Annotated in this window: 26 protein-coding genes; 11 read left to right on the top strand and 15 right to left on the bottom strand. The window is 42.9% G+C overall.

Features of this window, described 5'->3' with window-relative positions:
- Window positions 1-74: 74 nt before the first annotated feature.
- Window positions 75-785 carry a tRNA (guanosine(18)-2'-O)-methyltransferase TrmH gene (trmH, locus tag DACSA_RS09285; RefSeq protein WP_015229506.1) on the bottom strand — a complete coding sequence of 237 codons (711 nt, stop codon included), beginning with the start codon at window positions 783-785 and terminating at the stop codon, window positions 75-77.
- Between the two features lie 14 nt (window positions 786-799).
- On the opposite strand from trmH, the gene DACSA_RS09280 reads away from it, so the two are divergent.
- Window positions 800-2365 (top strand): bifunctional ADP-dependent NAD(P)H-hydrate dehydratase/NAD(P)H-hydrate epimerase, encoded by a 1566-nt coding sequence (locus tag DACSA_RS09280; RefSeq protein WP_015229505.1) that lies wholly within the window; start codon window positions 800-802, stop codon window positions 2363-2365.
- 9 nt (window positions 2366-2374) lie between these two features.
- A complete protein-coding gene (locus DACSA_RS20565; protein ID WP_156800744.1) occupies window positions 2375-2530 on the top strand; it encodes a hypothetical protein in 156 nt (51 codons plus the stop codon).
- A 305-nt stretch (window positions 2531-2835) separates the two neighbouring features.
- On the opposite strand, the gene DACSA_RS09275 is transcribed toward DACSA_RS20565, so the two are convergent.
- On the bottom strand, window positions 2836-3030 hold the full coding sequence (locus DACSA_RS09275; RefSeq protein ID WP_015229504.1) for a hypothetical protein: 195 nt from the start codon (window positions 3028-3030) through the stop codon (window positions 2836-2838).
- Window positions 3031-3165: 135 nt separating this feature from the next.
- On the bottom strand, window positions 3166-4224 hold the full coding sequence (locus DACSA_RS09270) for a fatty acid desaturase (RefSeq protein ID WP_015229503.1): 1059 nt from the start codon (window positions 4222-4224) through the stop codon (window positions 3166-3168).
- 112 nt (window positions 4225-4336) lie between these two features.
- On the opposite strand from DACSA_RS09270, the gene DACSA_RS09265 reads away from it, so the two are divergent.
- Complete coding sequence (locus DACSA_RS09265) at window positions 4337-5002, top strand: 5-formyltetrahydrofolate cyclo-ligase (protein ID WP_015229502.1); 666 nt, start codon at window positions 4337-4339, stop codon at window positions 5000-5002.
- A gap of 41 nt (window positions 5003-5043) precedes the next feature.
- On the opposite strand, the gene DACSA_RS09260 is transcribed toward DACSA_RS09265, so the two are convergent.
- Complete coding sequence (locus DACSA_RS09260; RefSeq protein ID WP_015229501.1) at window positions 5044-6447, bottom strand: SpoIIE family protein phosphatase; 1404 nt, start codon at window positions 6445-6447, stop codon at window positions 5044-5046.
- Window positions 6448-6592: 145 nt separating this feature from the next.
- Here DACSA_RS09260 and DACSA_RS09255 point away from each other — a divergent pair, with 145 nt between their 5' ends.
- The 4 genes from DACSA_RS09255 (at window position 6593) to DACSA_RS09240 (ending at window position 9283) form a co-directional block, all read left to right on the top strand.
- Complete coding sequence (locus tag DACSA_RS09255; protein WP_015229500.1) at window positions 6593-7333, top strand: cytochrome c biogenesis protein CcdA; 741 nt, start codon at window positions 6593-6595, stop codon at window positions 7331-7333.
- Window positions 7334-7361: 28 nt separating this feature from the next.
- Window positions 7362-8717, top strand: coding sequence for a cytochrome c biogenesis protein (locus DACSA_RS09250; RefSeq protein ID WP_015229499.1), 1356 nt, complete (start codon window positions 7362-7364; stop codon window positions 8715-8717).
- Window positions 8718-8742: 25 nt separating this feature from the next.
- Window positions 8743-8967, top strand: coding sequence for a hypothetical protein (locus DACSA_RS09245; protein WP_015229498.1), 225 nt, complete (start codon window positions 8743-8745; stop codon window positions 8965-8967).
- A gap of 94 nt (window positions 8968-9061) precedes the next feature.
- The gene (locus DACSA_RS09240) at window positions 9062-9283 is read left to right on the top strand and encodes a hypothetical protein (RefSeq protein ID WP_015229497.1); all 222 of its coding nucleotides are present in this window, start codon (window positions 9062-9064) and stop codon (window positions 9281-9283) included.
- A gap of 119 nt (window positions 9284-9402) precedes the next feature.
- Here the strand turns inward: DACSA_RS09240 and DACSA_RS18275 are convergent, their stop codons facing one another.
- The 7 genes from DACSA_RS18275 to DACSA_RS09210 all read right to left on the bottom strand — a co-directional run bounded on the left by DACSA_RS18275 (window position 9403) and on the right by DACSA_RS09210 (window position 16866).
- The gene (locus tag DACSA_RS18275; protein ID WP_015229496.1) at window positions 9403-9561 is read right to left on the bottom strand and encodes a hypothetical protein; all 159 of its coding nucleotides are present in this window, start codon (window positions 9559-9561) and stop codon (window positions 9403-9405) included.
- Between the two features lie 110 nt (window positions 9562-9671).
- Complete coding sequence (gene murI / locus DACSA_RS09235) at window positions 9672-10502, bottom strand: glutamate racemase (RefSeq protein ID WP_041235411.1); 831 nt, start codon at window positions 10500-10502, stop codon at window positions 9672-9674.
- A gap of 58 nt (window positions 10503-10560) precedes the next feature.
- The gene (locus DACSA_RS09230; protein ID WP_198007670.1) at window positions 10561-12426 is read right to left on the bottom strand and encodes an N-acetylmuramoyl-L-alanine amidase; all 1866 of its coding nucleotides are present in this window, start codon (window positions 12424-12426) and stop codon (window positions 10561-10563) included.
- 113 nt (window positions 12427-12539) lie between these two features.
- Window positions 12540-13937: a cation:proton antiporter gene (locus DACSA_RS09225; protein ID WP_015229493.1), complete on the bottom strand. Its 1398-nt coding sequence runs from the start codon at window positions 13935-13937 to the stop codon at window positions 12540-12542.
- A 75-nt stretch (window positions 13938-14012) separates the two neighbouring features.
- The gene (locus DACSA_RS09220; RefSeq protein WP_015229492.1) at window positions 14013-14951 is read right to left on the bottom strand and encodes a GDP-L-fucose synthase family protein; all 939 of its coding nucleotides are present in this window, start codon (window positions 14949-14951) and stop codon (window positions 14013-14015) included.
- 63 nt (window positions 14952-15014) lie between these two features.
- Window positions 15015-16094: a GDP-mannose 4,6-dehydratase gene (gene gmd, locus DACSA_RS09215; RefSeq protein ID WP_041235789.1), complete on the bottom strand. Its 1080-nt coding sequence runs from the start codon at window positions 16092-16094 to the stop codon at window positions 15015-15017.
- A gap of 37 nt (window positions 16095-16131) precedes the next feature.
- Entirely contained in the window at window positions 16132-16866 is a 735-nt protein-coding gene (locus DACSA_RS09210) for a sugar transferase (RefSeq protein ID WP_015229490.1), read from the bottom strand.
- A gap of 239 nt (window positions 16867-17105) precedes the next feature.
- Between DACSA_RS09210 and DACSA_RS20560 the strand changes: the two genes are divergently transcribed.
- The 3 genes from DACSA_RS20560 (at window position 17106) to DACSA_RS20550 (ending at window position 18022) form a co-directional block, all read left to right on the top strand.
- On the top strand, window positions 17106-17252 hold the full coding sequence (locus DACSA_RS20560; RefSeq protein WP_156800743.1) for a hypothetical protein: 147 nt from the start codon (window positions 17106-17108) through the stop codon (window positions 17250-17252).
- A gap of 147 nt (window positions 17253-17399) precedes the next feature.
- The gene (locus DACSA_RS20555; RefSeq protein ID WP_156800742.1) at window positions 17400-17654 is read left to right on the top strand and encodes a hypothetical protein; all 255 of its coding nucleotides are present in this window, start codon (window positions 17400-17402) and stop codon (window positions 17652-17654) included.
- A 137-nt stretch (window positions 17655-17791) separates the two neighbouring features.
- Window positions 17792-18022: a hypothetical protein gene (locus DACSA_RS20550; protein WP_156800741.1), complete on the top strand. Its 231-nt coding sequence runs from the start codon at window positions 17792-17794 to the stop codon at window positions 18020-18022.
- 105 nt (window positions 18023-18127) lie between these two features.
- On the opposite strand, the gene cobN is transcribed toward DACSA_RS20550, so the two are convergent.
- Window positions 18128-21862, bottom strand: a complete 3735-nt coding sequence (gene cobN / locus DACSA_RS09200) for a cobaltochelatase subunit CobN (RefSeq protein WP_015229489.1) — start codon at window positions 21860-21862, stop codon at window positions 18128-18130.
- 320 nt (window positions 21863-22182) lie between these two features.
- Here cobN and DACSA_RS09195 point away from each other — a divergent pair, with 320 nt between their 5' ends.
- Window positions 22183-22467, top strand: a complete 285-nt coding sequence (locus DACSA_RS09195; RefSeq protein WP_015229488.1) for a sll1863 family stress response protein — start codon at window positions 22183-22185, stop codon at window positions 22465-22467.
- 291 nt (window positions 22468-22758) lie between these two features.
- Here DACSA_RS09195 and DACSA_RS09190 read toward each other — a convergent pair whose 3' ends face one another.
- From DACSA_RS09190 to bchB, 3 genes are all read right to left on the bottom strand, one after another.
- Complete coding sequence (locus DACSA_RS09190; RefSeq protein WP_015229487.1) at window positions 22759-23625, bottom strand: tetratricopeptide repeat protein; 867 nt, start codon at window positions 23623-23625, stop codon at window positions 22759-22761.
- 225 nt (window positions 23626-23850) lie between these two features.
- Entirely contained in the window at window positions 23851-24330 is a 480-nt protein-coding gene (locus DACSA_RS09185) for a globin domain-containing protein (RefSeq protein WP_015229486.1), read from the bottom strand.
- Between the two features lie 179 nt (window positions 24331-24509).
- Window positions 24510-26036, bottom strand: a complete 1527-nt coding sequence (gene bchB, locus DACSA_RS09180) for a ferredoxin:protochlorophyllide reductase (ATP-dependent) subunit B (protein ID WP_015229485.1) — start codon at window positions 26034-26036, stop codon at window positions 24510-24512.
- Window positions 26037-26480: the final 444 nt, after the last annotated feature.

Raw genomic sequence — 26480 nt, 5'->3', positions numbered from 1 at the left:
GATTCGATCAAGCCTTGATTGGCTGTTGGGTTTCCAGATTGATTAGTGTTGGGTTACGCTTCGCTTCACCCAACCTACGTTTGATGGTTGTTGGGTTTCGTTTCCTCCATCGAATCGACATCGGTGAGGATGGTGCCGTCTTCTCCGAGAGGGGGATAGGGTTTTCCTGCTCGATCGTATGCGTTGGCTAAATTAGGGTAAGTCCATTGGAATAAGATACGATCGCGCACTTCTGGTTCAAAACGAGAATGGTCATAGAAACCAGCATTCAGTCGCTGTCGTTGGGCTTCAAAGAGAATCACTGCTGCTGCTACGGAAACATTTAAAGATTGCACCATCCCCAACATCGGAATATAAATCGCTTGATCCACAAGTGCCATTGCTTCTGTGCTGACTCCCCATTTTTCTGCGCCAAAGAGAATACAGGACGGTTTAGTATAGTCAATGGTGCGATAGTCGAGAGCATTCTCCGTGAGATGGGTTGCATAGAGGGTAAAGTTCTGCGCTTTCAGATGATTGACTGCGGTTTCTAAATCGGGATGAGTGTGGATATCAACCCATTTTTCGCTTCCTTTGGCGGTTTCACTGAATGCGGGAACATCTCCTTCGTTATACACCCCATGCGCCGCGAATACACCCACAGCGTCACAGGTGCGGATAATCGCTGAGAAATTGTGGGGTTTGTGGACATCTTCCAAAAGGACAGTTAAATCGGTTTGTCGTCGGTTCAAAACGTCGCGGAGTCGGTGGTAACGTCGAGGAAGCACTGGTTTGGTTTCACCCATAGGAGATGTCGGTAATGAATGAGCGTAGATGTACAGATACTATTGAACACTTTGTTGTCAGTGCAAAGCAAATGGCCGCGATCGAGCAACGAATGTTTAAGGCGGGAATGCCTGTTGCTGCTTTGATGGAAAAGGTTTCAGGATTGATTACGGAAAAGATTATGGAGTTGTATCCTCTCACGGTTGTTTCTAAAATTGGGGTGATGGTGGGACCTGGACATAACGGCGGTGATGCGCTTGTGGTCGCTCGTGAGTTATATCTGAAAGGGTATGAGGTGAAGTTGTATCGTCCTCTTGTCAAGGGAAAGGAGTTAACTCAAGCGCATTACGATTATGCCATCAGTTTAAGGATTCCTGTGAGTCAAGCGATCGAAGGGTTAAGTGAATGTGAGGTGATCATTGATGGGTTATTTGGCTTTGGTATGACGCGATCGTTAACAGGGGATTTAGCGGCAGCAGTGGGAGCAATCAATCACTGGTCAATTCCTGTGATTAGTATTGATTTACCTTCGGGGTTAGATACCGATACAGGGGAGGTTTTAGGAAGCGCGATCGAAGCGGACTATACATTTTGTCTGGGATTATGGAAACGAGCTTTTTTTCAAGATAGGAGTCTTCCCTATCTGGGGAAAGTCGAGTTAATCAATTTTGGGATTCCCCTAGCAGATGTGAAAGCGGTTTTAGGGGAGAAAGAAGTGATCAAAACCATGAGTGAGAGTGTGGCTCGATCGTTTCTGCCGCTACCGCGTCCCCTTGTTACCCACAAATACAAACAAGGACATTTATTAATCATCGCTGGTTCTCGCCAATATGCTGGAGGCGTAATTCTCACGGGATTAGGCGCTCGTGGGAGTGGTGTGGGAATGGTGAGTATTGCCGCACCGACGAGCTTAAAATCCATGTTAGTCACCCATCTTCCCGAAGCGATTATTATGGATTGTGCAGAAACCGAATCGGTGTTCGGTCGGGGTGGAATTGCAGAATTGCCGACAAAAGCTATGGAGTGGGACAATTATGATGCGATCGTTATTGGTCCGGGGTTAACCTTAGAAGCGAGATTGATTCTCCCTCTGGTTTTAGAAGCAACAACGCCTTTAATCATTGATGCTGATGCCTTAAACACGATCGCGCAATCCGACCCAATGACGGCTCTAAAGTCTCGTTCTGAGACAACAATCCTCACGCCACATCCTGGAGAGTTCAAACGTTTATTTCCGCAACTGGTGACGGAAACCAATGATTTCATCACCAGAACTCAAATTGCATCGGAACAAACCGAAACCACAATTCTTCTCAAAGGGGCAAGAAGCATTATTGCAGGTGAGGGAGAAACTTGGGTAATTCCAGAAAGTACCCCCGCTTTAGCGAGAGGGGGAAGCGGCGATGTCTTGGCGGGATTATTAGGCGGATTAATTGCTCAATCCGATCGGGAAAACATTTCTGCGGCGAGTCTCACCGCAACCGCAGCGGTATGGCACGCGCAAACTGGGATTATCGCCAGTAAAGTCCACAGTGATTTGGGAGTAGATGCCTTTACCCTCACCCAATATCTCAGTCGGTGGATAGTTAGTGCCTCCTGAAAAAGTCCATTGATTGGTTTAGTAAGGCAAGAGGCAAAAGGCAAAAGGCAAAAGGCAAAAGGCAAAAGGCAAGAGGCAAAAGGCAAAAGGCAAAAGGCAAAAGGCAAAAGGCAAAAGGCAAAAGGCAAAAGGCAAAAGGCAAAAGGCAAAAGGCAAGGTGCGTGACGATTAAACAATCAATGAACTTGCATTTTTGGCTGAACTTAATCGCCTCAAATCCTTATTGAGTAAAACTTTTAGCTTCCCAACAGTTACAAAAACGTAGGTTGGGTGCAACGAAATGAAACCCAACATCAATTAAAAAAAATGTAGGTTGGGTGCAATGAAATGAAACCCAACATCAATTAGTTACAAAAACGTAGGTTGGGTGCAATGAAATGAAACCCAACATCAATCAAAAAAAATGTAGAGACGTTCCTGTTACTGAGCTTGTCGAAGTATGGAACGTCTCTAAAAACATTGATCTTAAATTAAATTTGACGAGAAGCCATTTTTTCGACACTGGCTTGAGTGTCTTGTAAAAGTTGCTCACGGCTATCTCTAGCTTGAGTGAGACTTGGGACTAAGTTACGAGCTTGTAACGCCATGTGAAGCTGTAGCTGCGCCACATAATCACGAACTTGATCTTGTGCGGAAGGTTGTGCTTGTTCCAGTTCCCAGTTCAAGGTGTTCTCCTCTCTAATTTAATTGCAACAATCGGCTCACCTCTAAAGAAGATAGCACCTTCTTCCCAGATTGCGCGATCGAACGTCACAAAGTTTAATTTTTTGTAAAACTTAGTCCCAAGAAACCATCAGACTCTAATCAGAAGCGTTTCTTCTGTTATATGCTTTATAGGAGAGATAAGCCACTTCTGGCTCGTAAACATGACATTGATCCACAATCTCTTTCATCATTCCCCAAGAAAACGTCCGTAGTTGTAAATACTCTCCCCAATTTTCCAGTAAACTCTCGTGAGCCAAACGTAAGTTGTAAGCGGGAATGCCAACAGAAACATGATGGGGAATATGAACATTGATATCGTGACAGAGAAACTCAATCCAGCGTGGATAATCACAATGAACTGTTCCGCTAAGTTGTGATTCCACTTCGTTCCAATTGTCAGCGTAGCGGAAGGGAATGTCGGTGTCGGTGTGGTGAACTAAAGTAAAGGTACTCATCCAGAAGTGATAAACCAGCCAAGGCATTAACCAAAACTTCACCACTCCCCAAACTCCCACCGTCAGCAAGAGAGTGGGAAAGAACACAAGAGAAAAAATAGCGACGACGGTAACAGATAATTTGACTTTTCCCTGTTCACGCGGCACAACCGCAGAAGGTAAAAAGTGAAGACTTCCCCAGTGAAAAATCGAGGAAAGCCACCATAACCGTCCATGAAAAGGACTTTCTAAAAAACGTAATAGTTTTGGGGTTTTGTCATAATCTTCCGTTAGCCAAGGATGCCAGGCATTATCGGTTGTCAGTTTATTGGTGTGCTGGTGATGGATATTGTGAAGCACACGCCAACTGTGAAAGGGATAAATCAAAGGAAGTAAAAAAATGTGACCCACTATGTCATTCACCCAAGGCTTTTTGGCAAACGATCGATGTCCACAGTCATGGGCGATTACAAACCATCCTGTTAATGCAGTTCCCGTAAAAATCCAAGCGAAGGGCAAAAGAAACCAAGGGGAAAAGGCGATGGCGCTGTAACCAATGGCGGCGGCGATGACACTCATTAACGCCGATGACCAGGCTTTACGCGGATTTTTCTGAAAACATTCTTTCGGAATCGTTTTGATCACATCTCGTAACCGTATCTCAGAATTAATTAACTCCTGCGAAGCATCCTTGGGCGTTTTTGGTATCGTTTTGGTCATATAATTGTGATTTGATAAATGAACGGCTGGTTTCGGTAAAATGCCTCAATGATTTCCCTGTTGGTGAATCGGGAGAATCTGAGTTTTCTTAACGAACCTTTACATTTATAGCATGGCAGAGATTTTGCTCTCTGGGAAGAGACATTTAGCACTTCCTACGCTTTTAAGGGGAAAAATGGTAGATAAAAAGAGATTACGAAAAGAATTGCTACAAGCTCGAAAATCCCTCTCTGAGCAAGAATGGGACAATAAAAGTCAGGCGATCTGTGAAGCATTAAATCAATATTTAGATATGTCTTCTGTTGTGTCTGAGGGGGGAACGATCCTCAGTTATTTTTATTTTCGTTCCGAACCCAGTCTTGATCCTTTATTCAATCTCAGTGTTTATAGTTGGGGAGTGCCTCGCTGTGTGGAAAATGAACTGAGTTGGCATTTTTGGAAGCCTGGAGACGCTTTAACGAAGGGTGGGTTTGGGATTCGAGAACCTTTACCTTCTGCGCCAATTTGTTCTCCTGAAGCTGTCGATTTGATTTTAGTGCCAGCCGTTGCTTGTGATTCTCGTGGGTATCGGTTGGGATATGGGGGCGGCTTTTACGATCGATTGTTTGCTCAACCCCAATGGCGAAGGATTTCTAAAATTGGCATTGTTTTTGATCTGGCTTTGGTTTCCGAGTTACCTACTGATGCTTGGGATGTTCCCCTGGATGGGGTTTGTACAGATCAACGATTGATCATTAACAGTGACCAGTTATCAAAATACGGGAGACAAGGGGAGTAATGAATAACCAATAACCAATAACCAATCACCAATAACAAAAATCAACAAACTTGAATCACAACTAGGGTCATATCATCGATCGAGCGTTTTTGATCACCAATAAAGGCTTGTACTTGATCAAAAAGATGTTTCACAATTGCTTCTGGGGTGTACTGTTGCGCCGCCGCTTTCTGGAAACATTGAATTAAATTTTCTTCCTCAAACCGTTGTCCCTTCACATTCACCGCATCGGTAAAGCCATCGGTGTAATATAAAACCGTATCGCCGCGATCGAGTTGTGCGGTGGCTTCTTCATATTTGGAATCAGTATCTAATCCCACCAACATTCCTAACGTATCCAAACGCTGGACAGTATTTGTACTGGCTTGCCACCATAAAGGGGGATTATGCGCTGCATTACTGTAAGATAAGCGACGAGTTTTCGGGTCATATTGGGAGTAGAAAAGCGTAACAAAGCGATGAGAACTTTCTAAATCATCATACATCACATGATTCAGATGTTCGAGAATCTTCGCTGGTGAGTGGTGATTTAAAACTTCTGCCCTCAGCATTCCCCGTGTCATGGTCATAATTAATCCTGCAGGAACACCTTTTCCCATGACATCACCGATGACAATACTCCAAGGCTGACTACTCCCGATCGTTTCGTCGGTTTCGGTTTTGCTTTGGGGTTGATCATAATTCGCGGGAATAAAATCATAATAGTCTCCTCCCACCCGATTTGCCGTTCGACAAGCCGCCGCGAGATCAAGTCCTTGGATTTTGGGGTATTTACGGGGGAGAAGATGAAACTGGATATCTGTCGCCACTTCCAATTCTCGATCGAGCTTTTCTTTTTGACGCACTTCCACCGCGAGATCATTATTCGCGATCGCAACCGCCACTTGATCCGCCACTAATTGCACTAATTTTTGTCGGCTTAATGTCCATTCATAGGCGCGATCGCGCGTAAAAACATACAACCTTCCTCGTTCTTTTCCTTTCGCTAAAATTGGCGTTCCAAATAACCTAATATCCGTTGGTAAAGCCTTTTCCAACAAAGCATCTAAAGCGACTATTTCTTCAGCTTGAGACGTATTTTTTTTCCCTAATTCACGAGTCACCTTAGCAATGCCTTGTCGCACTTCTTGACAAGCCAATCCCCCTTGACAATGCACTTGTTCTAAACTGATTTTCCCTTCCCCTTTATAAAGTAATAAAGCACTACCATCACTATCAGAAACGCGAGTTGCCATTAACGGAATAATCTCTAAAAACTGATTGAGATTATTAAAACTACGCAAAGCAAAGCCCAAAGAACTTAAAAGATTTTGCACTTTATTTTGTTCTCGTCTCAAATTTGCCACCAGTTCCTTCAGAGTAGAAACGGGTGTTTCTTGCCTAGAATTTTTCCGTTCAAAAGCATTATTTTCCGAAGCAGGTTCTCGCGCTGGTAAAGCAGTCATAAGATTATAATTAACACTTGGTTTGAAAACAATAAGCGTGGAGGTAATACTACCTCTAAATTTTTATCAGGTCAATCTCTCATCGGTGACAGAACTTCAATTAAGCTAAGATGCAAACAGAAGACCCATTTATGATCAGTTTCTCATGCTAGAAAATTTACAACTTTTTCTCTACCAACTGCAACAATTAGCAGATCAGTTGGTTTCTCAACAGTTAAATCAACTCAGTCCAGTGAGTGTGGGAATTATCTTTGTCGCTGGTTTACTTACCAGTCTCACTCCTTGTATGCTTTCTATGTTACCGATTACTGTTGGCTATATTGGTGCATCGGAAACAGAAGGACGTAAAGATGCCTTATGGAAGTCTAGTTGGTTTGCCCTCGGATTAGCCACTACTTTAGCAGGACTCGGTGTATTTGCGGCGGGTTTCGGACAAGTTTATGGACAAGTGGGCGTTGGTCTGCCGATTATTGTAAGCGCGATCGCGATTTTGATGGGATTAAACCTTTTAGAAATCATCCCCCTGCGTTTTCCGTCTTTTGGTGGCACACAATGGATTAAAGACGACTTTCCTCCCTCAATTCGTTCCTACTTACTAGGATTAACCTTTGGCTTAGTCGCGTCTCCCTGTAGTACCCCTGTTTTGGCGAGTTTATTGGCGTGGGTTGCCAGTAGTCAAGATTTAATTTTGGGAGCGGGATTATTATTATCTTATACCGCAGGCTATGTTACGCCTTTAGTCATTGCTGGTATTTTTACCGCTTCCATCAAGAAATTTCTGGAATTTCGTCGTTGGGGAACTTGGATCACTCCCATCAGTGGCGCGTTACTGATCGGGTTTGGGGTCTTTTCCCTACTTTTACGCTTACCTGCGACACAATTTTAATCACCTGCATTAAGTATCGTTAATAACAATGACTCAAATCACTTTTAAACAAGGCTGGCGGCAATTAATCTCGGGTTTAGCTGATCTACGTTTAGCCATTATTTTACTGCTCTCGATCGCCCTTTTCAGCATTTCGGGTACAATTATCGAACAAGGACAAAGTGTCTCTTTCTACCAAAACAACTATCCAGAAGACCCCGCTATTCTGGGATTTCTCTCTTGGAAAGTGATTCTAACATTAGGCTTAGATCATGTTTATACCACTTGGTGGTTTGTCACTCTTCTAGTAGTTTTCGGAAGTAGTTTAACCGCCTGTAGCTTTACCCGTCAACTTCCCACCTTAAAATCAGCACGACGTTGGCAGTATTATAAACGTCCCAGTCAGTTTGAAAAACTCGCCCTCAGTACCGAATTATCATACCTCACCCTCGACCAACTCATCCCCGAATTAAAACAACACCGCTACAAAATCTTTCAAGAGGGAAACCAACTTTACGCTAGGAAAGGAATCATGGGACGTATTGGTCCGATTGTGGTTCATATTAGTATGTTAATCATCCTTGTTGGTGCGATTTGGGGCGCTTTTACAGGTTTTATGGCGCAGGAAATGGTCGCCACTGGAGAGACGTTTCAAGTCAAGAACATTTTTGAAGCGGGAAAACTGTCTAAGGCGCAAATTCCCCAAGATTGGCAAGTGCGAGTTAATGACTTTTGGATTGATTATACACAAGAAGGAGAGATTGATCAGTTTTACTCCGACTTATCAGTGGTTGATCTCAAAGGAAACGAATTGAAACAAGAAACCATCCACGTCAATCAACCGTTACGCTACGACGGAGTTACTTTTTATCAAACCGACTGGGGAATTGCGGCGGTAACAGTACAGATTAATAATAGTCCCATTTTTAGACTTCCTATGGCGAAATTAAATCAGGAAGGAGAGGGGAATTTATGGGGAACATGGGTTCCCATTAAACCTGATCTCAGTCAAGGGGTGTCTTTGCTGACTCGTGACTTGAAAGGGACGCTTTTGGTGTATGATACGGCGGGAAAATTAACGGGTGTGGTACGTCCAGGGATGGGAATTGAAGTGGAAGGAATTACCCTAAAAGTGCAAAAATTAATTGGTTCAACTGGATTACAAATTAAAGCTGATCCAGGGATTCCGATCGTTTATACTGGCTTTGGTTTACTAATGGTGGGAGTGGTAATGAGTTACGTTTCTCACTCACAAATTTGGGCGTTAAAAGTGGATAATTCTCTTTATTTAGGAGGGAAAACAAATCGCGCCCAAGTCGGGTTTGAACAAGAATTTTTAGCCATCCTAACCGCATTAGAAAAGCAACAACCGCAACTTGTTACATCAAGCAGCGAGAAAGGTTAAGAGATAAAATCTTTTTGGGATTGTCATGGATGCCATTTCTTTTACGGTGATTTGGAAGTTGGTTTTGGTGGTGGCGACGTTTGGCGTTACCATTTTATTAAAACGGTTTTTACGCAGTCATTTCTTACCCAAAATTGGCATCCCGATCGGAACGAGAGAAGCGATTTCGATTATTAAACTAATTGATATTGGTTATCGGAAACGATTAAAAGCAGGAATTGTAGTCATTATCTATAGTTACATCTTGTAGGGTGGGCAATGCCCACCCTACGGTCTTACAGCTATGAGGTAGCGACAGATGTGATAGGCTAATTATTAAATAGGCACATGAATAGAATTTAATTATGGAAGCAATTGAATTTACAACGATTCTCCAGAACCAAACTGTTATCCTTCCTCCCGAATATGGAAGTCAGTGGGAAGGAAAAAGCGTCCGTGTTCTGATCATAGACGATTCGCAATTGAGAGAAACTTCAACCGAACCTCGCCCCAAAAAACCATTTCAAGCCATCTCTTTAAACACTAAAGGGTTCAAATTTAACCGAGAACAAGCGAATGTCCGATAAAGTTCTTCTCAATACAAATATTATTATATTTTGTATAGTGAATAGTTACAATCAGGACAAAAAATTAATAATCAATTGATACTGCTTAACCCCTGTTTTCTAAAAATTTGTTTGCTGACTTACTGATCTCTATTTTCATTAGCAACCAATTTGGTTATGTTGATAAAGTCATCTTCTTGAAACTGATCAGGTAAAAAAGTTGTTTCAATTTCGGCTTGTTCTTCATCATCAACATAAGGAACGAGCATCTCAAAAAACTTGAACCATTCTTCTCGCATAACTTCCCGTACACTTTCTTTAACAATACACAGCTTGTAGGTTGGGTGGAGAGTAGCGAAACCCAACACAGATTGTAGGTGAGGTGGAGAGCAGCGAAACCCAACATCAATCAATTATGTAGAGATGTGCTATGGCAACTTTCTACTAAGGTGGGTAACTGAATCTGCTCGACAAGCGGTGTACAACCGAGCCAATGGCGCGATCGATGGGCGAATTGTGCTGCGTCGCCACTGACACAAAAACGAGTGGGAGTGGGTCGATCGAGATTTTTATTCCCCATCAATTCTAATTCCCGTTCCGCTGCCACAACCACGTGCTGGGCTGGATCAATAAAATGGGTGGTTGCTGGTAGAATATCCCCTAATACAGGCGCGAGATAGGGATAATGGGTACATCCATATACTAAGGTATCAATTTGTTTCTCTTGTAGGGGGGCTAAATAGCGTTGAGCAACTTCTCGCACATAAGGATCATTCAGTCGATTTTGCTCAATGAGAGGGACAAATTCTGGACAACTGACTTGCCACACCTTCGCCTGATGATTCACTTCTAAAATCGCTTGTCGATAGGCGTTACTGGTAGCTGTCGCAGGAGTCGCAATCACCCCGATGCGTTTCCCTTTTGCCACTGCGGCTCGCGCTCCGGGGAGGATCACCCCTAAAATGGGGATGTCAAACTCCGATCGCACGGTTTCGAGAGCGAGTGCGGAGGAAGTATTACAAGCCATGATCACCATTTTCACATTTTGAGCCGTCATCCAATTTAAGATTTCGCGGCAAAAGTGCAAAATTTCTTGATGGGAGCGAGTGCCATAGGGAAGACGAGCCGTATCAGCGAAATAAAGGATGGATTCTTGGGGGAGTTGTTGATAAATTTCCCGTAAAACGGTTAAGCCACCTAAACCACTGTCGAAAACGCCGATGGGAGAATTAGAAGTCATTTGCTTAGGAGAGGGTTGGGGTAAATCGTTAGTCAGCAAGTTAATCTTTAGTCTGCGTTTATTGAGTTTGTCGAACGTATTGTAAAATACCGTCAGCGATCGCATCTGCCATGCGTTGACGGAATTTAGGATCAGCCAAACGAGGGGCATCTAAGCGTCCAGTGACAAATCCCACTTCTACTAAAACCGCGGGCATGGCTGAGTTTCGTAAAACGTAGAAATTTGCCTGTTTTACGCCTCGATCGCGCATATCCATCTGGCTAATAATACGGCGTTGAATCGCCTGTGCTAAAGCACGACCACTGGAATAATAAAAGGTTTCTGCCCCATTCACATCTGGACGACTCATGCTGATGGCATTGGCATGAATACTAATAAATAAATCCGCATCTAAACGGTTTGCCATTTCCGATCGTCCCGCGAGACTGATAAAGCGATCGTCCCACCGCGTCATCTTCACCTGTAAGCCATTACTTTCTAAAGTTTTACGAACATGATGAGAAATCGGTAGGACAACATTTTTTTCTTGTAACCCACCAATTCCCACCGCACCTGGGTCTTTACCCCCATGTCCAGGGTCTAACACCACCAGTAATCCGTCTTGATTCTCGTTAAGCCTGGGGGAGGGAGGAGGAGAGGGAGCAGGGCGAGTTTCAGGGACGCGAATCGCTTGCGGTTGACTGTTCACATTACCGAGAGGGGAGCGATTGTTTCTAGGCGCGATCGGTTGTAGCCGTCGCAAAGCAATGGCAAGGGTGCTTTCACTGGGTTGATTGAGTTGATCGGAAATACTCACCCCCTGCGAGGCTTGCACCTGTACCACAACCGTTTCCTCATCCTCTTGACGCACCCGAATTTGGGAAACTGGACTGTTACGAGTTAAAGGGGGTCCCTGTACAGGTTCAGCTAACTCTGCTTTGGGAATCCTGATTTCATAAACGCCACTGAAGCGATCCCAGTTTCCCGTTCCTGTCACTGGACGATTTGCCCGAATCAATAACTGATTCTCCACTAAATCTACCGCTTCAATAACCGTGCGCTGGGATTCTTCGATGGTTTTCTGTACCCATTGCGGAAGCTGCGGACTAGGTACACCTTCACGCACCGCTTTCATGCCTCCTTCTGGTAATAAAACCAAGCCACTTAACGTGGGAAACCCTTGCCAGTTGGGACTGTCTTCATTGACATGGAGAATCATTTCTACTGAAGACTGACGAGGATTCGACTTAAATTCGGCATAACTGATGCCATAATTCCTAATGGGTAAAACTGGTGGTAATTCTGAAGGCAAGTTAATTTTGGGGATACGAAAGGAAATCCGTTTTTGATCTTGACTCCGTTCCACTTTAATGTCTTGTCTTGGCGTCCCATCTAAGCGCAATAACAAGCCACTACGAGTGACTTGTAGATTGGGATGATCAATCTCATCGAGCGTTTCTTCGGGAGAGGCTTTCGTTTCCAATAACGGAGAGCGTCTCTCCCTTGTGTTTAAATCCTGTTTCGGGGGAGAAGAAGCTCTCTGTGTTTGTGCTTGACGTTGGGGAGGGGGTAACTCCACTGACCAGGCTTTGGCATTGTCACCGCGAATTTTCACTTTTTCTGGGTCTAGGGCATAACCGGGGGCTAATTCGATCACCATGCGAGTGGTATCAGGGTTAAACTGACCCACTCGCACTTCTTTAACCACCTCTCCCACCGGTTGATTGACCAAAGAGTGACCGAGGGTGGTACTGGGCAAATCAATCACCACCCGCGTCGGATTAAAAATCAATTGTGCTTTGGGTTGTACCCGATCTTCGGTTTGAAAAAGCAGACGGTTGTTGTCTTCATCAAACCGCCAGAACTTGAGCTTTCCCGCTTCGGCGGGGGCTGCCATTAACCCACTTGCGACTAGAGAACCAACTAATAATAAGGCTCGTTTCACCACTCTTAACTCCTCACACGCTCGATCGCGCCCTCAACAATTATAGGCACTTAGCATAACCGTAACAGTTAACCAATCAGTTTATCTCAACCTGGCAGAATTTTTCTGTTATCTTAGCCTCCTTCTTGCTTTGAGGTTTCTGTTGTTTCTTCAGGGGAAGCATCTGGGAACACCACTCGTAGAAAGGGAGGAGCAATAAATGTGGTGACAATCACCATGACAATAATTGCCGCTTCCGTTGCTGGGGAGAGAGCGCCACTAGCGGCCCCTACCCCTGCAAAAACTAATCCCACTTCACCGCGAGGAATCATTCCCACGCCGATGGCCAATTTATTAATATCGGGACGACCAAAAATCGTATAGCCTGCAATTGCCTTACCAATAATGGCAACTGTAATCAAAAACGCCGCTAAAATCAAACCTTCACGGTTACTAGGAACAGCAGGATTTAAAACCCCTAAATCGGTTCTTGCGCCCACACAAACAAAGAACACAGGAACTAAAATATCAGCAACGGGAACCACCTGTTCTTCTAACTCTTTTCGTTTTTCGGTTTCTCCGAGAACCAAACCCGCAGCGAACGCCCCTAAAATCGCCTCTAAGTTAATTGCCGTCGCAATATAAGCTAAAGCAAAGGCGAACACCAAAGCCGTCAATAATAACTGTCCTCGGGTTTTCATTTCATTGACCATTCCCACCAAAAAGGGACTAAGGAAACGTCCAATCAAAATAGTTCCCACTAAAAATGCTCCGGCACTGACCACTAGGTAGAGAACATTACTGACTTCAATATTGCCCGTTTTAATTAAACTAGCAACCACCGCCAGAATAATAATCCCTAGCACATCATCAATGACCGCCGCCCCGATAATAATTTGTCCTTCCTTAGAATTTAACCGTCCCAATTCCGACAAAACTTTTGCCGTAATGCCGATACTGGTCGCCGTTAAAGCCGCCCCAGCGAAAACCGCAGGAATCGCAGGTACACCAAAGCCGTAATATAACCCCGCAGTTCCTCCCACAAAGGGCGCAAGGACACCTGTTACCGCCACCGCAGCCGCTTGCGGACCCACTCGCAAGAGTTCTTTGAGGTCTGATTCTAAACCAATTTCAAAGAGTAAAATCACCACCCCTAACTCTGACAGGATGGTAATCACTTCTCCTTGTGCTTCAAACACCGCTTCGGCGGTATTGGGATTTAAGTCAGTGGTTCGTGCTAAAAATGCCATCATCAGGGAATCCTCGGCTGTTGCTCCCGTTTCTGGAAACACCAGTAACCCCAGTACCGAAACCCCAATGACCACACCACCGACTAACTCTCCCAAAACGGGAGGAAGATTAATTCGAGAACAAAGTTCGCCCCCGATTTTGCTGGCGATATAAATCGCAACTAAACTCAAAAGAACACTGGCGAGAATCAATGATCCTTCAGGTTGCGCGGCTTCTTCTTCCGCCGTTGCTAGTAGGAAATCAGTTGTTATCCCCTTCAAAATGGATTGATCAAAAGTCATACTTTTTTTTACAGAATTTCTCCTAATTAACCATACAACAAGACTGGAGTTGAGGATATCAGTTTCGTTAATGCTTTAATCAGCATTTTCTCGATACCAGTCAATTGTATTCTTTAGTCCCTGTTTAAATGCTGTTGCTGCGGTAAAACCAAACCGTTCTTTTGCCCGTTGGGTATCCAAACAGCGACGGGGTTGACCGTTGGGTTTGTCGGTTTCCCAAACAATTTCCCCTTGAAAGTCCATTAGTTCACAGATTAATTCCACAAGGTCTTTAATGACTACCTCTTCGTTTGTTCCGAGATTAACAGGGTCTGGTTCATCATAATGTTGAGTTGCCATGACAATTCCTCTGGCAGCATCAGTGGAGTAGAGAAATTCTCGGGTGGGGCTGCCATCTCCCCAGACAGGAAGGGTTTTTTCCCCTTTTTTTTGCGCTTGATGGACTTTATGAATTAAAGCTGGGATCACGTGGGAACTTTCGGGGTTAAAGTTGTCTTCGGGTCCATAGAGATTAACAGGAAGTAGGTAAATGCCATTAAATTCATATTGTTGGCGATAGGCTTCTAATTGCACGAGAAGGGCTTTTTTGGCGATGCCATAGGGAGCATTGGTTTCTTCGGGATAGCCGTTCCATAAGTCATCTTCTCGGAAGGGAACTGGGGTAAATTTGGGGTAGGCGCAAATCGTTCCGACACAGACAAATTTTTCCACTCCTGCTTGATAGGCGGCGTGAATTAGTTGTGTTCCCATCATTAGGTTGTCATAGAAGAGTTCGGCGGGTTTTTCTCGGTTTAAGCCAATTCCTCCCACATGGGCGCCGAGATGAATGATAATATCCTGTTGAGCGGAAACTTTTTGACAGTTGCTAAAGTCTCTGAGATCACAGTCGCTCGATCGAGGCACAGTAATTTTATCTGCTTGCGCTCCTGCTTTCACCAACTGATCAATCACTTGTCGCCCTAAGAAGCCAGCACCGCCAGTAACAACAATTCGTTTCTCTTGCAATTCCAACATTGTTCTTCTTTATCCTCCCAAAAAAAGTTCCTCACCGATTTGGTGAGGATGCGAATGATTTAATTAATAAGACATTGAACCCACATTTTGACGGATATAAGCGTTATCCTGAATTAATTTGCCATTTTTAGTGGCTGGCGGCGTTAAGCCTAAAGCCTCTAAATCAGCATCTACCATCAATTGAACTAGCTCTTCAAAATTAACAGAAGGTTGCCAACCCAATTTTTCTTTCGTTTTTGCGGGATCACCGATTAATAATTCCACTTCTGCTGGACGCAAATAGCGTTCATCAAAGCGGACATAATCTTCCCAGTTGAGATTCACATAACTAAAGGCAAGTTCGAGAAATTCCCGCACCGAATGAGTTTCGCCAGTGGCGACCACATAATCCTCGGGTTGGTCTTGTTGCAACATCAACCACATGGCTTCAATGTAATCTTTAGCGTATCCCCAATCGCGTTTAGCATCCAAATTCCCCATATACAGGAACTTTTGTTGTCCTGCTAAAATCCGTGAGATAGCGCGGGTAATTTTGCGAGTAACAAAGGTTTCGCCACGTCGAGGACTTTCATGGTTGAACAAAATGCCATTACAGGCAAACAAATCATAAGATTCTCGATAGTTCACGGTTTGCCAATGAGCATACACTTTCGCGCAAGCGTAGGGGCTGCGAGGATAAAACGGGGTAGTTTCCTTTTGGGGGATTTCCTGCACTTTCCCAAACATTTCCGATGAACCGGCTTGATAGAATCTGACTTGAATCCCAGTGCGATGTTGATAGTCGCGGATAGCTTCTAATAAGCGTAATGTTCCCATTGCTACGGTATCAACCGTATATTCTGGGGAGTCAAAACTCACGCGGACATGAGACTGCGCTCCCAGATTATAAATCTCAATGGGTTTCACTGCTTCTAATAACCGCCGTAGAGTTGTGCCATCGGTTAAATCCCCATAATGCAGAAATAGTCTGGCTTCTTCTTGATGAGGATCAACATAAATGTGATCAATGCGGTCAGTATTAAAGGTGGAAGTGCGACGGATAATTCCATGCACTTCATAGCCTTTTTCCAGCAACAATTCACTTAGGTAAGAGCCATCTTGACCTGTAATTCCAGTAATTAACGCCGTTTTGCTTTCGGTCATCTTTTCTAATTTATCCTTTGTTTCACAAACCATTCATTTAGTATCCCCCGTTATCTTGAGGGAGGAGCATTACCCCAATGGTTTTTATGATGACCCAAAGGTCCAGTAACCAGTTCCGAAAGTTGACATAATAAACATCCATGTTCACTCGTCTTTCATAAGGAATGTCATTTCGTCCTGAAACTTGCCATAATCCTGTAATGCCTGGTCTGATGGTTAAAATCTTACCAATATGACGACCATATTTATACAGTTCCTCTGGCACGAGAGGACGGGGACCGACAACGCTCATGTCTCCTTTTAAGACGTTCCAAAACTGAGGGAGTTCATCTAAGCTGGTATAGCGAAGAAATTTCCCGATGGGAGTCACTCGCGGGTCTTCTTTCAGTTTGAAGTTTTCTTGATATTCTTGTTCTAATTCGGGATACTCTAGCAACAGACGCTCCATTAGCGCATCTGCGTTTTTGACCATGGTTCTAAATTTTATACAACGGAATGCTTTATAATTTTTGCCGATCCGTTCTTGAATATAAAAAATTGGACCTGGTGAACTGATTTTGATCAGAATTGCTAGAAGTAAGTATAAGGGCGAACCTATTACTAGCACCACGCTGGAGAAGGCAATGTCAAATAGTCTTTTGAGTATTTCTCCATCTTGGGCAACAAGGGCAATGCTTTTGTCTTTTTTTTGACGAACCAGTAAGGGGTCAACTTTACGTTTGATTGCGCCTCGTAACACCTTAACGGAGATAAGTTGGCTTTGAGCAGTCATCTTATTCCTTTCACTTCACTTCACACCACACATCCCCATCATAAAGCCACTGGCTCGATCGAAGCGAGTCTTTTCTCGATCGGTTGCTTGATCTTTTATTCAATTTTAAATTTCTTACCACGTTTTTCCGTTTTTGCCCATCACTGTTTCCTATCGTTTTCTTAATTATTTTCCTTAAATTCTGATGCTCGATCGAGGCTTGTCAATACGGGGAGGGGGGATATTAGTAACGAGTTTTCTTGCTTTCAGGGGCAGTTTCTAAAATTGGCAACACTTTCCATTATCTAGAAATATTTTATCAGGAAACTCGATCGAGCGCAACCCTTGAAAAAAAATTTCGCCCTTTTCTGGCTTCTTTCGGTGTGGGGGTTGGGGATGATGTTTAATTCAACCTTGAAATCGGCTTGCTTACCATATTTTCTAGATTTTGCCCACTGCTTTCACTTATGGTAAGTCTTCAGGATTTCCTTAAATTCTGATGCTCGATCGAGGCTTGTCAATACGGGGAGGGGGGATATTAGTAACGAGTTTTCTTGCTTTCAGGGGCGTGTTTTAAAATTGGCAACACTTCCCATTGTATAGAAATACTTTATCAGGAAACTCGATCGAGCGCAACCCTTGAAAAAAAATTTCGCCCTTTTCTGGCTTCTCTTGATTGGTTATTTGGTATTTGTTATTTGGTATTTGTTATTTGTTATTTGTTATTTGTTATCCTTCGACAGGCTCAGGAACATTGGTGTTGGCGAAAAAGGTATCGTGGAATGGGAATGATGCTTTATTCAACATGAGGATTCATTTGCCTACCATATTTTCTAGATTTTGCCCACTGTTTTCACTTATGGTAAGTCTTCAGGATTTCTTTAAATTCTGATGCTCGATCGAGGCTTGTCAATACGGGGAGGGGGGATATTAGGAACGAGTTTTCTTGCTTTCAGGGGCGTGTTTTAAAATTGGCAACACTTCCCATTATATAGAAATACTTTATCAGGAAACTCGATCGAGCGCAACCCCTGAAAAAAAATTTCGCCCTTTTCTGGCTTCTCTTGATTGGTTATTTGGTATTTGTTATTTGTTATTTGTTATTTGTTATTTGTTATTTGTTATTTGTTATTTGTTATTTGTTATTTGTTATTTGTTATTTGTTATTTGTTATTAGTTATTCGTTATTTGTTATTTGTTATTAGTTATTCGTTATTTGGCAAGTCATCAAAGAATAAGTAATACCATGAGTGAATAAATCGAACGCCCCTACAGAAAAAGACTACATTTTTTCCTCAACCACCGCTTCTGCTTGATGAACAATCGTTCTTAATTCTGCCAACATTTGGGTGGGTGCATTATTCCACATTCCGCGTTGATTTGCTTCTAACAATCTTTCTGCAATATCTCGCATCGTCCAAGGATTTTTATTCTGCAAAAAAGTCTGAACCGTTTCATCAAATAAATAGGCGTTAGCGATGCCTTCATACATATAATCTTCTACACATTGAGCGGTAGCATCATAAGCAAATAAATAATCAACAGTTGCCGCCATTTCAAACGCTCCTTTATAGCCATGACGCATTACCCCTTCCATCCATTTAGGATTAACAACACGAGAGCGATAAACGCGAGTAATTTCCTCACTTAATTGTCTGACTTTTGGTTTTTCCATCAGGGAATTATCTCCGAAGTAAGTCTGAGGATTTTTCCCTGTAATCGAACGAATGGCGGCGGTTAATCCACCTTGGAATTGATAGTAGTCATCAGAGTCTAATAAATCATGTTCTCGGTTGTCTTGATTGTGGAGAACAACCTGTAAGTTTTCTAAGCGTTGAGTCAAGGCTTCTGGTGCTGCTTTTCCGATACCTTTTTCGGTGTAAGCGTAACTACTCCAGTTGATATAAGCACGAGCTAAATCTTCATCGGTTTGCCAATTTTGCGCTTCAATTAAACCTTGTAAACCTGCTCCATAAGCGCCAGGTTTCGAGCCAAAAATTCGATAGCGCGATCGAGCGTTTGCTTCTTCTAGGCTTAACCCTTGTTCTTGCCAATATTTTGTTTCAGTTTGAACTTGTTTTGCGAGGGGATTATCTTGGGAATTTTCCTCTAAATTGGAAACCGTTTCTGTCACCTGATTGAATAAATTAATGAGGTTGGGAAACCCATCTCTAAAAAAGCCTGAGATGCGTAAAGTAACATCAACCCGAGGACGTTGTAAGACGGATAAAGGGATAATTTCAAAGTCAACAACGCGGCGAGAAATGCCATCCCAAATTGGTTTTACTCCCATGAGAGCAAACGCCTGAGCAATATCATCACCACCCGTTCGCATGGTAGATGTTCCCCATACAGAAATCGCTAAAGATTGGGGATATTCTCCATTGTCTTGGGTGTAGCGTTCAATCAACATTTCTGCTGCTTTTCTTCCCACATCCCAAGCAGTTTCGGTGGGAATTCCTCGAATATCTACAGAATAAAAATTACGTCCTGTGGGTAAAACATCAGGTCGTCCTCTCGTTGGCGCACCAGAAGCGCCTGGAGAGACATATTTTCCGTTTAATCCTTGTAATAAATGTTTAATTTCTTCAGGAGTCAGTTGGAGGTTGGGAAGAAGATGGTTTTGTATCCAAGTTAATTCTTTTTGGAGGGGAGAAGGGAGAGAAGAGAAAGATTTATTTTCAAGAATATGATCTTCAATGAGTTTGGCGGCCGCGATTTCTATGGCTTCTACAGCATCACCAATAAGGCGACAGTGAGATAAGTTTTCCTTTAAGGTTTCGGGAAGGGAAGCGTGAGTTTTAGGAAGAGAAAAGGGGAGGGAATAGTCGTCAGTTAGTGGATCGAAATTGAGATGATAGGATTGAGCAATCGATCGAGTGATTCCTAGATGATTGTTCCCAGGAGAACGAGCGATGGAGAGAATTAAATCTCGTAATTGTCTGGCTTGAGGACATTGTCCAAAGATATGTAATCCATCTCGAATTTGTGCTTCTTTTAATTCACAAAGATAACCGTCAGCGAGGGTGAGAAATTCACTGATGCGGTTTCGATCAAATTCAGCCATTCCTAAATCCTGATGGAGGTTTTCGGAGGTGACTAAATCGGTAATTTTATCAGCGATTAAAGGAAGACGAGAAGGGTCGAGCGTTTGTGCTTCATAATATTCATCAATCAAGCCTTCTAATTGTTGCAATTTTCCATATAATTCGGCACGAGTGAGCGGAGGAGTTAAGTGATCTAAAATTACCCCATGAGCGCGACGTTTGGCTTGTGATCCTTCTCCTGGATCATTAACAATGAAGGGATAAAAATGAGGAAGGGAAGCGAGAGTAATTTCGGGATAACAAGTGTTGCTGAGACTAATACTTTTACCAGGCAACCATTCTAAGTTGCCATGTTTTCCGACATGAATAATGGCTTGGGTTTGGAATTGATATCGTAACCAAAAATAGAAGGCGAGATAGTTGGGAGTGGGTTCTAAATCTGGGGAATGATAGTTTAAGGTGGGGTCGAGATCGTATCCTCTAGAGGGCTGTATTCCGACAAAAATATTCCCCAGTTGTATCCCTGGGATGGGGAAAGTTTTTGTTTTGATTTCTCCCCAACGTTGCGTAATTTCTGATTGGACTTTCTCAGGAAGGGTGGCGAAATAATCTTGATACGTTGCTAGAGAAAGAGCTTGTTTAACAGTACGATAAGACCATCCTTCTGAGTCGTTGGTAATGCCTTCAGTTAACCATTGAATTAACTCATCTCCTGTTTGAGGAAGGGAGGAAATTGTATAACCATCTGCTTGTAAGGCTTGTAAGATTTTGACACAACTTTCGGGGGTATCTAAACCGACTCCGTTAGCAATTCGACCGTCTTTGTTGGGATAGTTGGCAAGAATTAAGGCGACTTTTTTTTCGGAGTTGGGAGTTTGAGAAAGATTGACCCAATTTTGAGCGAGATTAACGACAAAAGTCGCGCGATCGATCACTGGTTCATATCCAACAACATCGGTTTCTAATTGTTGATTCCACTGTTGAGATGATTTAAAGGAAATCGCACGAGTAATAATGCGTCCATCGACTTCAGGAAGGGCAATATTCATGGCAACATCACGAGGGCTTAAGCCTTGCATTCCATCCTCCCATTGTTGTTTTGTTCCCCCGCTTAAAATAACTTGTAAAACGGGAACACCTAACTGTTGCCAAAAACTGCTTTGCTGTTCGTCCCCAAACTTCGCTAAAGAGAAGCTGGTTGTATTCAAAATCAGTTCTACATTTTGACAGTATTCTAAAACCTCAGCTTGTATCTCTTCTTGACTCAAAGCGGAGACAAAAATGGGAAGAGGAGATAAGTTTTTCTGTGCGACTTTCTCACATAACAAGTCAATGGGTGCGGTGTTTCCAGCTAAATAATGAGCGCGGTAAAAAAGAATCGCAATGTTTCCTTGAGTGGTTTCTGTTTTGGGAAGAAAAGGAGAGGAATAGATGCCAACGCGAGGAACAGATTTCACTTGAGGAGGTTGATAGTTTTTTCCACAACCTAAATCAGCAACAAACTGTAAACTATGACGACAATTTTCGATTCCTCCTTCGATGAAATAATGCCAAAGTTTGTTGACGAGAGAAAGGGAAACAGTGGAGTGACTGATTAATGTGGGGTCAGGGCGATCGTCTCCTGGTAAAATAAATAATAAGATGTCGTTTTCTGCTGCGATTTCCTTAACCACTTCTAGACCATAAGACCAATAAGCACGTCCTCCCAATAGGCGTAAAATAATGACTTTAGCTTGACTTAAAACAGTATCAGCATAGGTGTCGATGCTCAATTCTTGTTGTAGGTTTAAGATGTTTGCAACTCGCACTTCTGGAAAATCAGAAGGAAGCTGATTGACGGCGGTTGCTAACATTTGAATATCGGTATCGGCTGCGGTTAAAATAATAATTGGGGCTGGGGTTTGTTCAATAAAAACAACGCCTTCGGTGTCGGGATTCCAACCGCCAGGGGTGGCTGCGATACGGTGCATAATTTAAGTTTTCTCCTTGATTTTTATTGGTGATTCATCCCTACTAATGATAATGGGATCAGGTGGGTAATGCTGATCTTATCTGAAATTCTAAAAACTTGGCTAGATAGGGTTAGCCCCCCTTCGACAGGAGTTCGGCGAGGCTCACTCGAGCCGCTCAGGGTAAAACCTAACCCCCAATTTTGGGGGAAATTGATGGAATTTATTTGTAGCAAGCATTGGAGTATTTTATCTGTTATTTTTGAGGAGGGATTGCTTTAAATTGGTAAAATCACTGTATAATTTATCTAAACTTTTCTAGACAACAATTAGGAGGCAAAATGTCAGAACCAAATTCTAAAGGCGAAATGGAACAAAAACTCGCAGAAATGGGGTCAAAAATTGATGAGTTAAAAGGAAAAGCATCCCAAGCTAGTGAGGAAAGAAAAGCAGAATTAGACCAACAAATTAACCAGCTTCAGGAAAAAAAAGAGGCGCTACAACAGCGACTCAATGATTTACAAGAAGCAACTGGTGAGGCATGGGATGAGGTTAAGTCCGGTTTTCAATCTGCTTGGGATGAGTTAAATCAGGCGTTTGAAAAGGCAAAAGATCAGTTTAAATAGGGCTTGCTGAAAAAGTGCATTGGTTGGTTTAGTAAGGCAAGAGGCAAAAGGCTTGCATGCAAGAGGGTTAATTGATTGGTAGGAGTTTAAGGTTTTGATGCAAGGTGCGTGACGATTGAACAATCAATGAACTTGCATTTTTACTAATATCTTAATCGCCTCAAATCCTTATTTGGTAAAACTTTTAGCTTCTTAACAGCAAACCCTAAATAATACCATTTTGGAAAAGTCAAGTTACAATAAATCCCCCCTAACCCCCCTTTGAAAGGGGGGAAATCAATCCCCTAATAATTATTCCTCAGTGTTTTCTGATTCTGGGGCTGTATTTTCATCGGTGAGAAGGGGAGTCATTTGTTTAATTTGGTCTTTAAATTGTGCGGGTGCTAAGTTAAAGGCTTTCTCGTATAAAGGTTTCGCGGCTTCTTCGTTACCTTTTCTTTGTTGTACTAATGCTTGTCCTAAAACAGGACGAAAATCAGCAGGATTATTGTTAGCAACTTCGCGATAAAGTTCGATCGCGCCGTCAAATTTTTCGGTTCGACCATAGACTTGCGCTAATAATAATTTAACGCCTGTGGTATCAATTTCTGTTTCTTTATTTTCGGCGGTTTCGAGAGTATTTCTTAACTCACTGATCGCAGCTTCGGGGCGATTTTGTTGTAATAATAAATCCACGAGCCCTTGTAAGGCCTGAGTATCACCTGGTTTTTCATCTAAGATGAAACGATAAGCATCGGATGCTCCTTCTAAGTCTCCAGTTTGCTGTTTCGCTTGTGCTAAAAGAATGCGATAAGCCTCTTGTTCAGGATTTAAATCCGCCAGTTTTTCTAAGGGAATTAATGCTCCTTCAATGTCCCCTTGTTGAATCCGAACTTCAATTAATCCTTGTAAAGCGCTTTCGTTTTCGGGTTCTTTTTCTAAGACAGCTTCGTAGCCTCTTGCTTGAGCGTCTAAGTCTTCTTGTTGCTGTTGAACTTCGGGAGAAGAGGTAGGATTATTAGCTTGTTGTGGTTCGTTTCCACCACTATTAATAAAGGGAAGTACGGAAACACCAACAAAGGCGACAACAATGATACCAATGACGATTAATATCCAAGTTTTTCTTTTGGATTGATCAGGGGAAGAACTCATATTATTTCTTTTGGTGAGAGTGTTCATAGATGGTTCATTAACCAACCTTAACACTGGTCATTGGTTATTTGTTCTCTGGTGATAATGGTTTCGATTAGTGTCGGGTTTCGCGCTGGGTACATCCAACCTACATGATTGTCGTTTGTCTTTCGTGATTAGTAAGAGAGTAGTTTTCCCAATGACTAATTTGTGTTGGGTTTCGCTGCTCTCCACCCAACCTACGTTTGGCTCTGATTTTTAATGAGAATCGAGTTAACCTTGAGCAAATTTTGCCTCAATCTCTTTTTCTTGTTCGTGATAAATTTCTTTTTCTCTCTGAATAAAGATATCGGCTAAACGATTATAAGCCTCTGTCCATGCTGCCATTACTTCAGGAGTTGCGGTTTCTTCTCCTAATACTTCTTTCATTGCGGTTAATAAACATTCCCCAATGACAGGATATTGTTCCGCAATCACGCGAGTGTTAACATGAGCTTTAGCAATGCTTTCTACTGCACCACTGATTTTTTCTAATTCATCAATGTGACTGGCATAAGCATAAACAGAAGCGGCTAGTTTGTTCGCTTGTTTGCGTCCTTCTTCGGGACTTTTCATGTGTGTATTTTCAAAAAACCTACGGTATTCTGGGCGCTCGTTAAAGGCAATTTCATACATTCTTTCGGTGATTTGGTTGCCTTTTTCTTTTACTAAGGGGGCGGTAGATTTAACGGTATCGATCGTTTTTTGATCCATGTTTTATGTTCTCCTCTCTTTGTTCCATTCTCGATTGTAGCGGTGAATGGTAATCGGTTTTCTTAGTATTAAATCAAGGTGGGCGATGCCCACCCTACTTGCTTCTTTTATTAAGGTGGGTGATGCCCACCCTACTTGCTTAGTATTAAATCAAGGTGGGCGATGCCCACCCTACTGGATTACGCGCCGACGGCTTCTTTGGCGGAATACATTACTTCTGCTGTAATGTTCTCAATGTTATTTTCCCGTGCATATTTTTCGGTGTTTCGCTTTACTTTACCACGCACAAAACCAGGGACTTTATTTAATTCTGCTAATCCTTCTTTTGTCCAGTTTAAGTCGGAATCAGCAGAAACGGTTTTGGTAATCACTTCTTTGGTGTCGTGTCCGCCGAAGATTTCTAAGAGATGATCTTCCATGCCTAAAGTGAAGGAGTTATAAACTAAATCAACCACTTGGTTTGCTCCTTCATAACCGAAGAAAGGACGGTAGCCAACGGGGAAGTCTTGGATGTGAATTGGGGCGGCAATAACACCACAGGGAATGTTGATGCGTTTCCCGACGTGACGTTCCATTTGTGTTCCGAAAATGGCGGCGGGTTCTAACCGCGCGATCGCGTCGCCAATGGCGCCGTTATCCTCACTGATTAAAACTTCGTCACAATAATCGTTAACTTGCTCTTTAAACCAGTCTGCATCATAGGTGCAGTAAGTTCCCGCTAAAACGACACGGATGCCCATTTCTCGTGCTAAAATCTTGGTCATGGCGATCGCGTGGGTGTTATCCCCAAAAACCACTGCTTTTTTCCCCGTTAGGTTTTGGCAGTCGATCGAGCGGGAGAACCAAGCGGCTTGAGAAACAAACCGTGTCTGATTATCAATGTACTCTTCATAATCCACTGTCGCACCCTGATCATTTAAAATCTTTTGGATGCTACGAATACAACGCGCGGTTTCCACGATTCCCATCGGAGTCACTTCCACTGAAGGGATACCAAAGGTTTCTTCTAGATAATGTGCCGCCATTGGTCCCACTTCCCGATAGGGAACTAAATTAAACCATGCTTGGGGAAGGGTTTTCAATTCATGGACGGACGCACCTTGGGGAACAATTTGGTTAATTTCAATCCCTAAATCTGCCATTAACCGCTTTAATTCGGTGAGATCATGTTGGTTATGAAACCCTAACGTTGTCGGTCCGAGAATATTCACAGAAGGCTTTGCGGTTTTTTCTGTGGCAATATCACCTTTTTTCTGTGCTTTTTGCAAGTAGAATTTTACGACTTGGGCGAGGGTTTTATCGGCGGCTTGGAGTTCATTCACCCGATAATGATTGACATCCGCAAGCATGACATCCCCTTCACTATCCAGTTGTGCGCGTTGGACAAAGTTTTCTAAGTCTTCTTGGAGAATGCTAGAGGTACAGGTGGGAGTCAAAATCGTTAAATCAGGGTGAATTTCTGCATCCTTACGGGTGATATTATCTACAACTTTTTCCTGTGATCCTCGTGCAAGAACGTTGCGATCGACTACGCTGGTTGTAACGGGGGTAAAGTTGCGATCGCGCTCCAGCATCGATCGCATCACATTAAAGTAGTCATCTCCTAAAGGAGCGTGCATAATTGCATGAACATTTTTAAACGAGCTAGCAATGCGGAGTGTCCCAATATGAGCCGGACCCGCGTACATCCAATAAGCTAGTTTCATAGACTAATTTTTTCAACTCTCCATAAGCAGTTAAGTTGCATTGTCTCAGATGAACGCTGCTCATTTTTGTTTTTTAAAATCGAGTTAATAACTGCTATATCCCTGATGATGAGAAATTTTGAGGTACTTTTCCACTCAATTTAAACCACACAATTTTTGTTTAATCTATAAAATTCTTAAACATTGTTATTCTACTTTCATTAATTTCTGCAACACTCTCCTGTCGTTCCCCCAAACTTGGGGGTTAGGGGGCTAAAATCAGTAGTTCCCCCAAACTTGGGGGTTATATCAAGTTCGGGTAATTGCTTATAATGCGTGTTGGGTTTCGCTTCGCTTCACCCAACCTACTCTTTATCATTGATCGAGCGAACCTGATATTAGGGGGCTAAAATCAGTAGTTCCCCCAAACTTGGGGGTTAGGGGGCTAAAATCAGTCGTTCCCCC

Origin of the sequence: Dactylococcopsis salina PCC 8305 (genome assembly GCF_000317615.1) — a bacterium.
In the GTDB taxonomy this organism is placed as follows: domain Bacteria; phylum Cyanobacteriota; class Cyanobacteriia; order Cyanobacteriales; family Rubidibacteraceae; genus Halothece; species Halothece salina.
This window is presented reverse-complemented; position numbering and strand designations above follow the sequence as displayed.

Coding starts and splice junctions, on each gene's coding strand:
- trmH (WP_015229506.1), bottom strand. CDS start 785: ATGGGTGAAACCAAACCAGTGCTTCCTCGACGTTACCACCGACTCCGC.
- DACSA_RS09280 (WP_015229505.1), top strand. CDS start 800: ATGAATGAGCGTAGATGTACAGATACTATTGAACACTTTGTTGTCAGT.
- DACSA_RS09270 (WP_015229503.1), bottom strand. CDS start 4,224: ATGACCAAAACGATACCAAAAACGCCCAAGGATGCTTCGCAGGAGTTA.
- DACSA_RS09265 (WP_015229502.1), top strand. CDS start 4,337: ATGGCAGAGATTTTGCTCTCTGGGAAGAGACATTTAGCACTTCCTACG.
- DACSA_RS09260 (WP_015229501.1), bottom strand. CDS start 6,447: ATGACTGCTTTACCAGCGCGAGAACCTGCTTCGGAAAATAATGCTTTT.
- DACSA_RS09255 (WP_015229500.1), top strand. CDS start 6,593: ATGCTAGAAAATTTACAACTTTTTCTCTACCAACTGCAACAATTAGCA.
- DACSA_RS09250 (WP_015229499.1), top strand. CDS start 7,362: ATGACTCAAATCACTTTTAAACAAGGCTGGCGGCAATTAATCTCGGGT.
- DACSA_RS09245 (WP_015229498.1), top strand. CDS start 8,743: ATGGATGCCATTTCTTTTACGGTGATTTGGAAGTTGGTTTTGGTGGTG.
- DACSA_RS09240 (WP_015229497.1), top strand. CDS start 9,062: ATGGAAGCAATTGAATTTACAACGATTCTCCAGAACCAAACTGTTATC.
- DACSA_RS18275 (WP_015229496.1), bottom strand. CDS start 9,561: ATGCGAGAAGAATGGTTCAAGTTTTTTGAGATGCTCGTTCCTTATGTT.
- murI (WP_041235411.1), bottom strand. CDS start 10,502: ATGACTTCTAATTCTCCCATCGGCGTTTTCGACAGTGGTTTAGGTGGC.
- DACSA_RS09225 (WP_015229493.1), bottom strand. CDS start 13,937: ATGACTTTTGATCAATCCATTTTGAAGGGGATAACAACTGATTTCCTA.
- DACSA_RS09220 (WP_015229492.1), bottom strand. CDS start 14,951: ATGTTGGAATTGCAAGAGAAACGAATTGTTGTTACTGGCGGTGCTGGC.
- gmd (WP_041235789.1), bottom strand. CDS start 16,094: ATGACCGAAAGCAAAACGGCGTTAATTACTGGAATTACAGGTCAAGAT.
- DACSA_RS09210 (WP_015229490.1), bottom strand. CDS start 16,866: ATGACTGCTCAAAGCCAACTTATCTCCGTTAAGGTGTTACGAGGCGCA.
- cobN (WP_015229489.1), bottom strand. CDS start 21,862: ATGCACCGTATCGCAGCCACCCCTGGCGGTTGGAATCCCGACACCGAA.
- DACSA_RS09195 (WP_015229488.1), top strand. CDS start 22,183: ATGTCAGAACCAAATTCTAAAGGCGAAATGGAACAAAAACTCGCAGAA.
- DACSA_RS09190 (WP_015229487.1), bottom strand. CDS start 23,625: ATGAACACTCTCACCAAAAGAAATAATATGAGTTCTTCCCCTGATCAA.
- DACSA_RS09185 (WP_015229486.1), bottom strand. CDS start 24,330: ATGGATCAAAAAACGATCGATACCGTTAAATCTACCGCCCCCTTAGTA.
- bchB (WP_015229485.1), bottom strand. CDS start 26,036: ATGAAACTAGCTTATTGGATGTACGCGGGTCCGGCTCATATTGGGACA.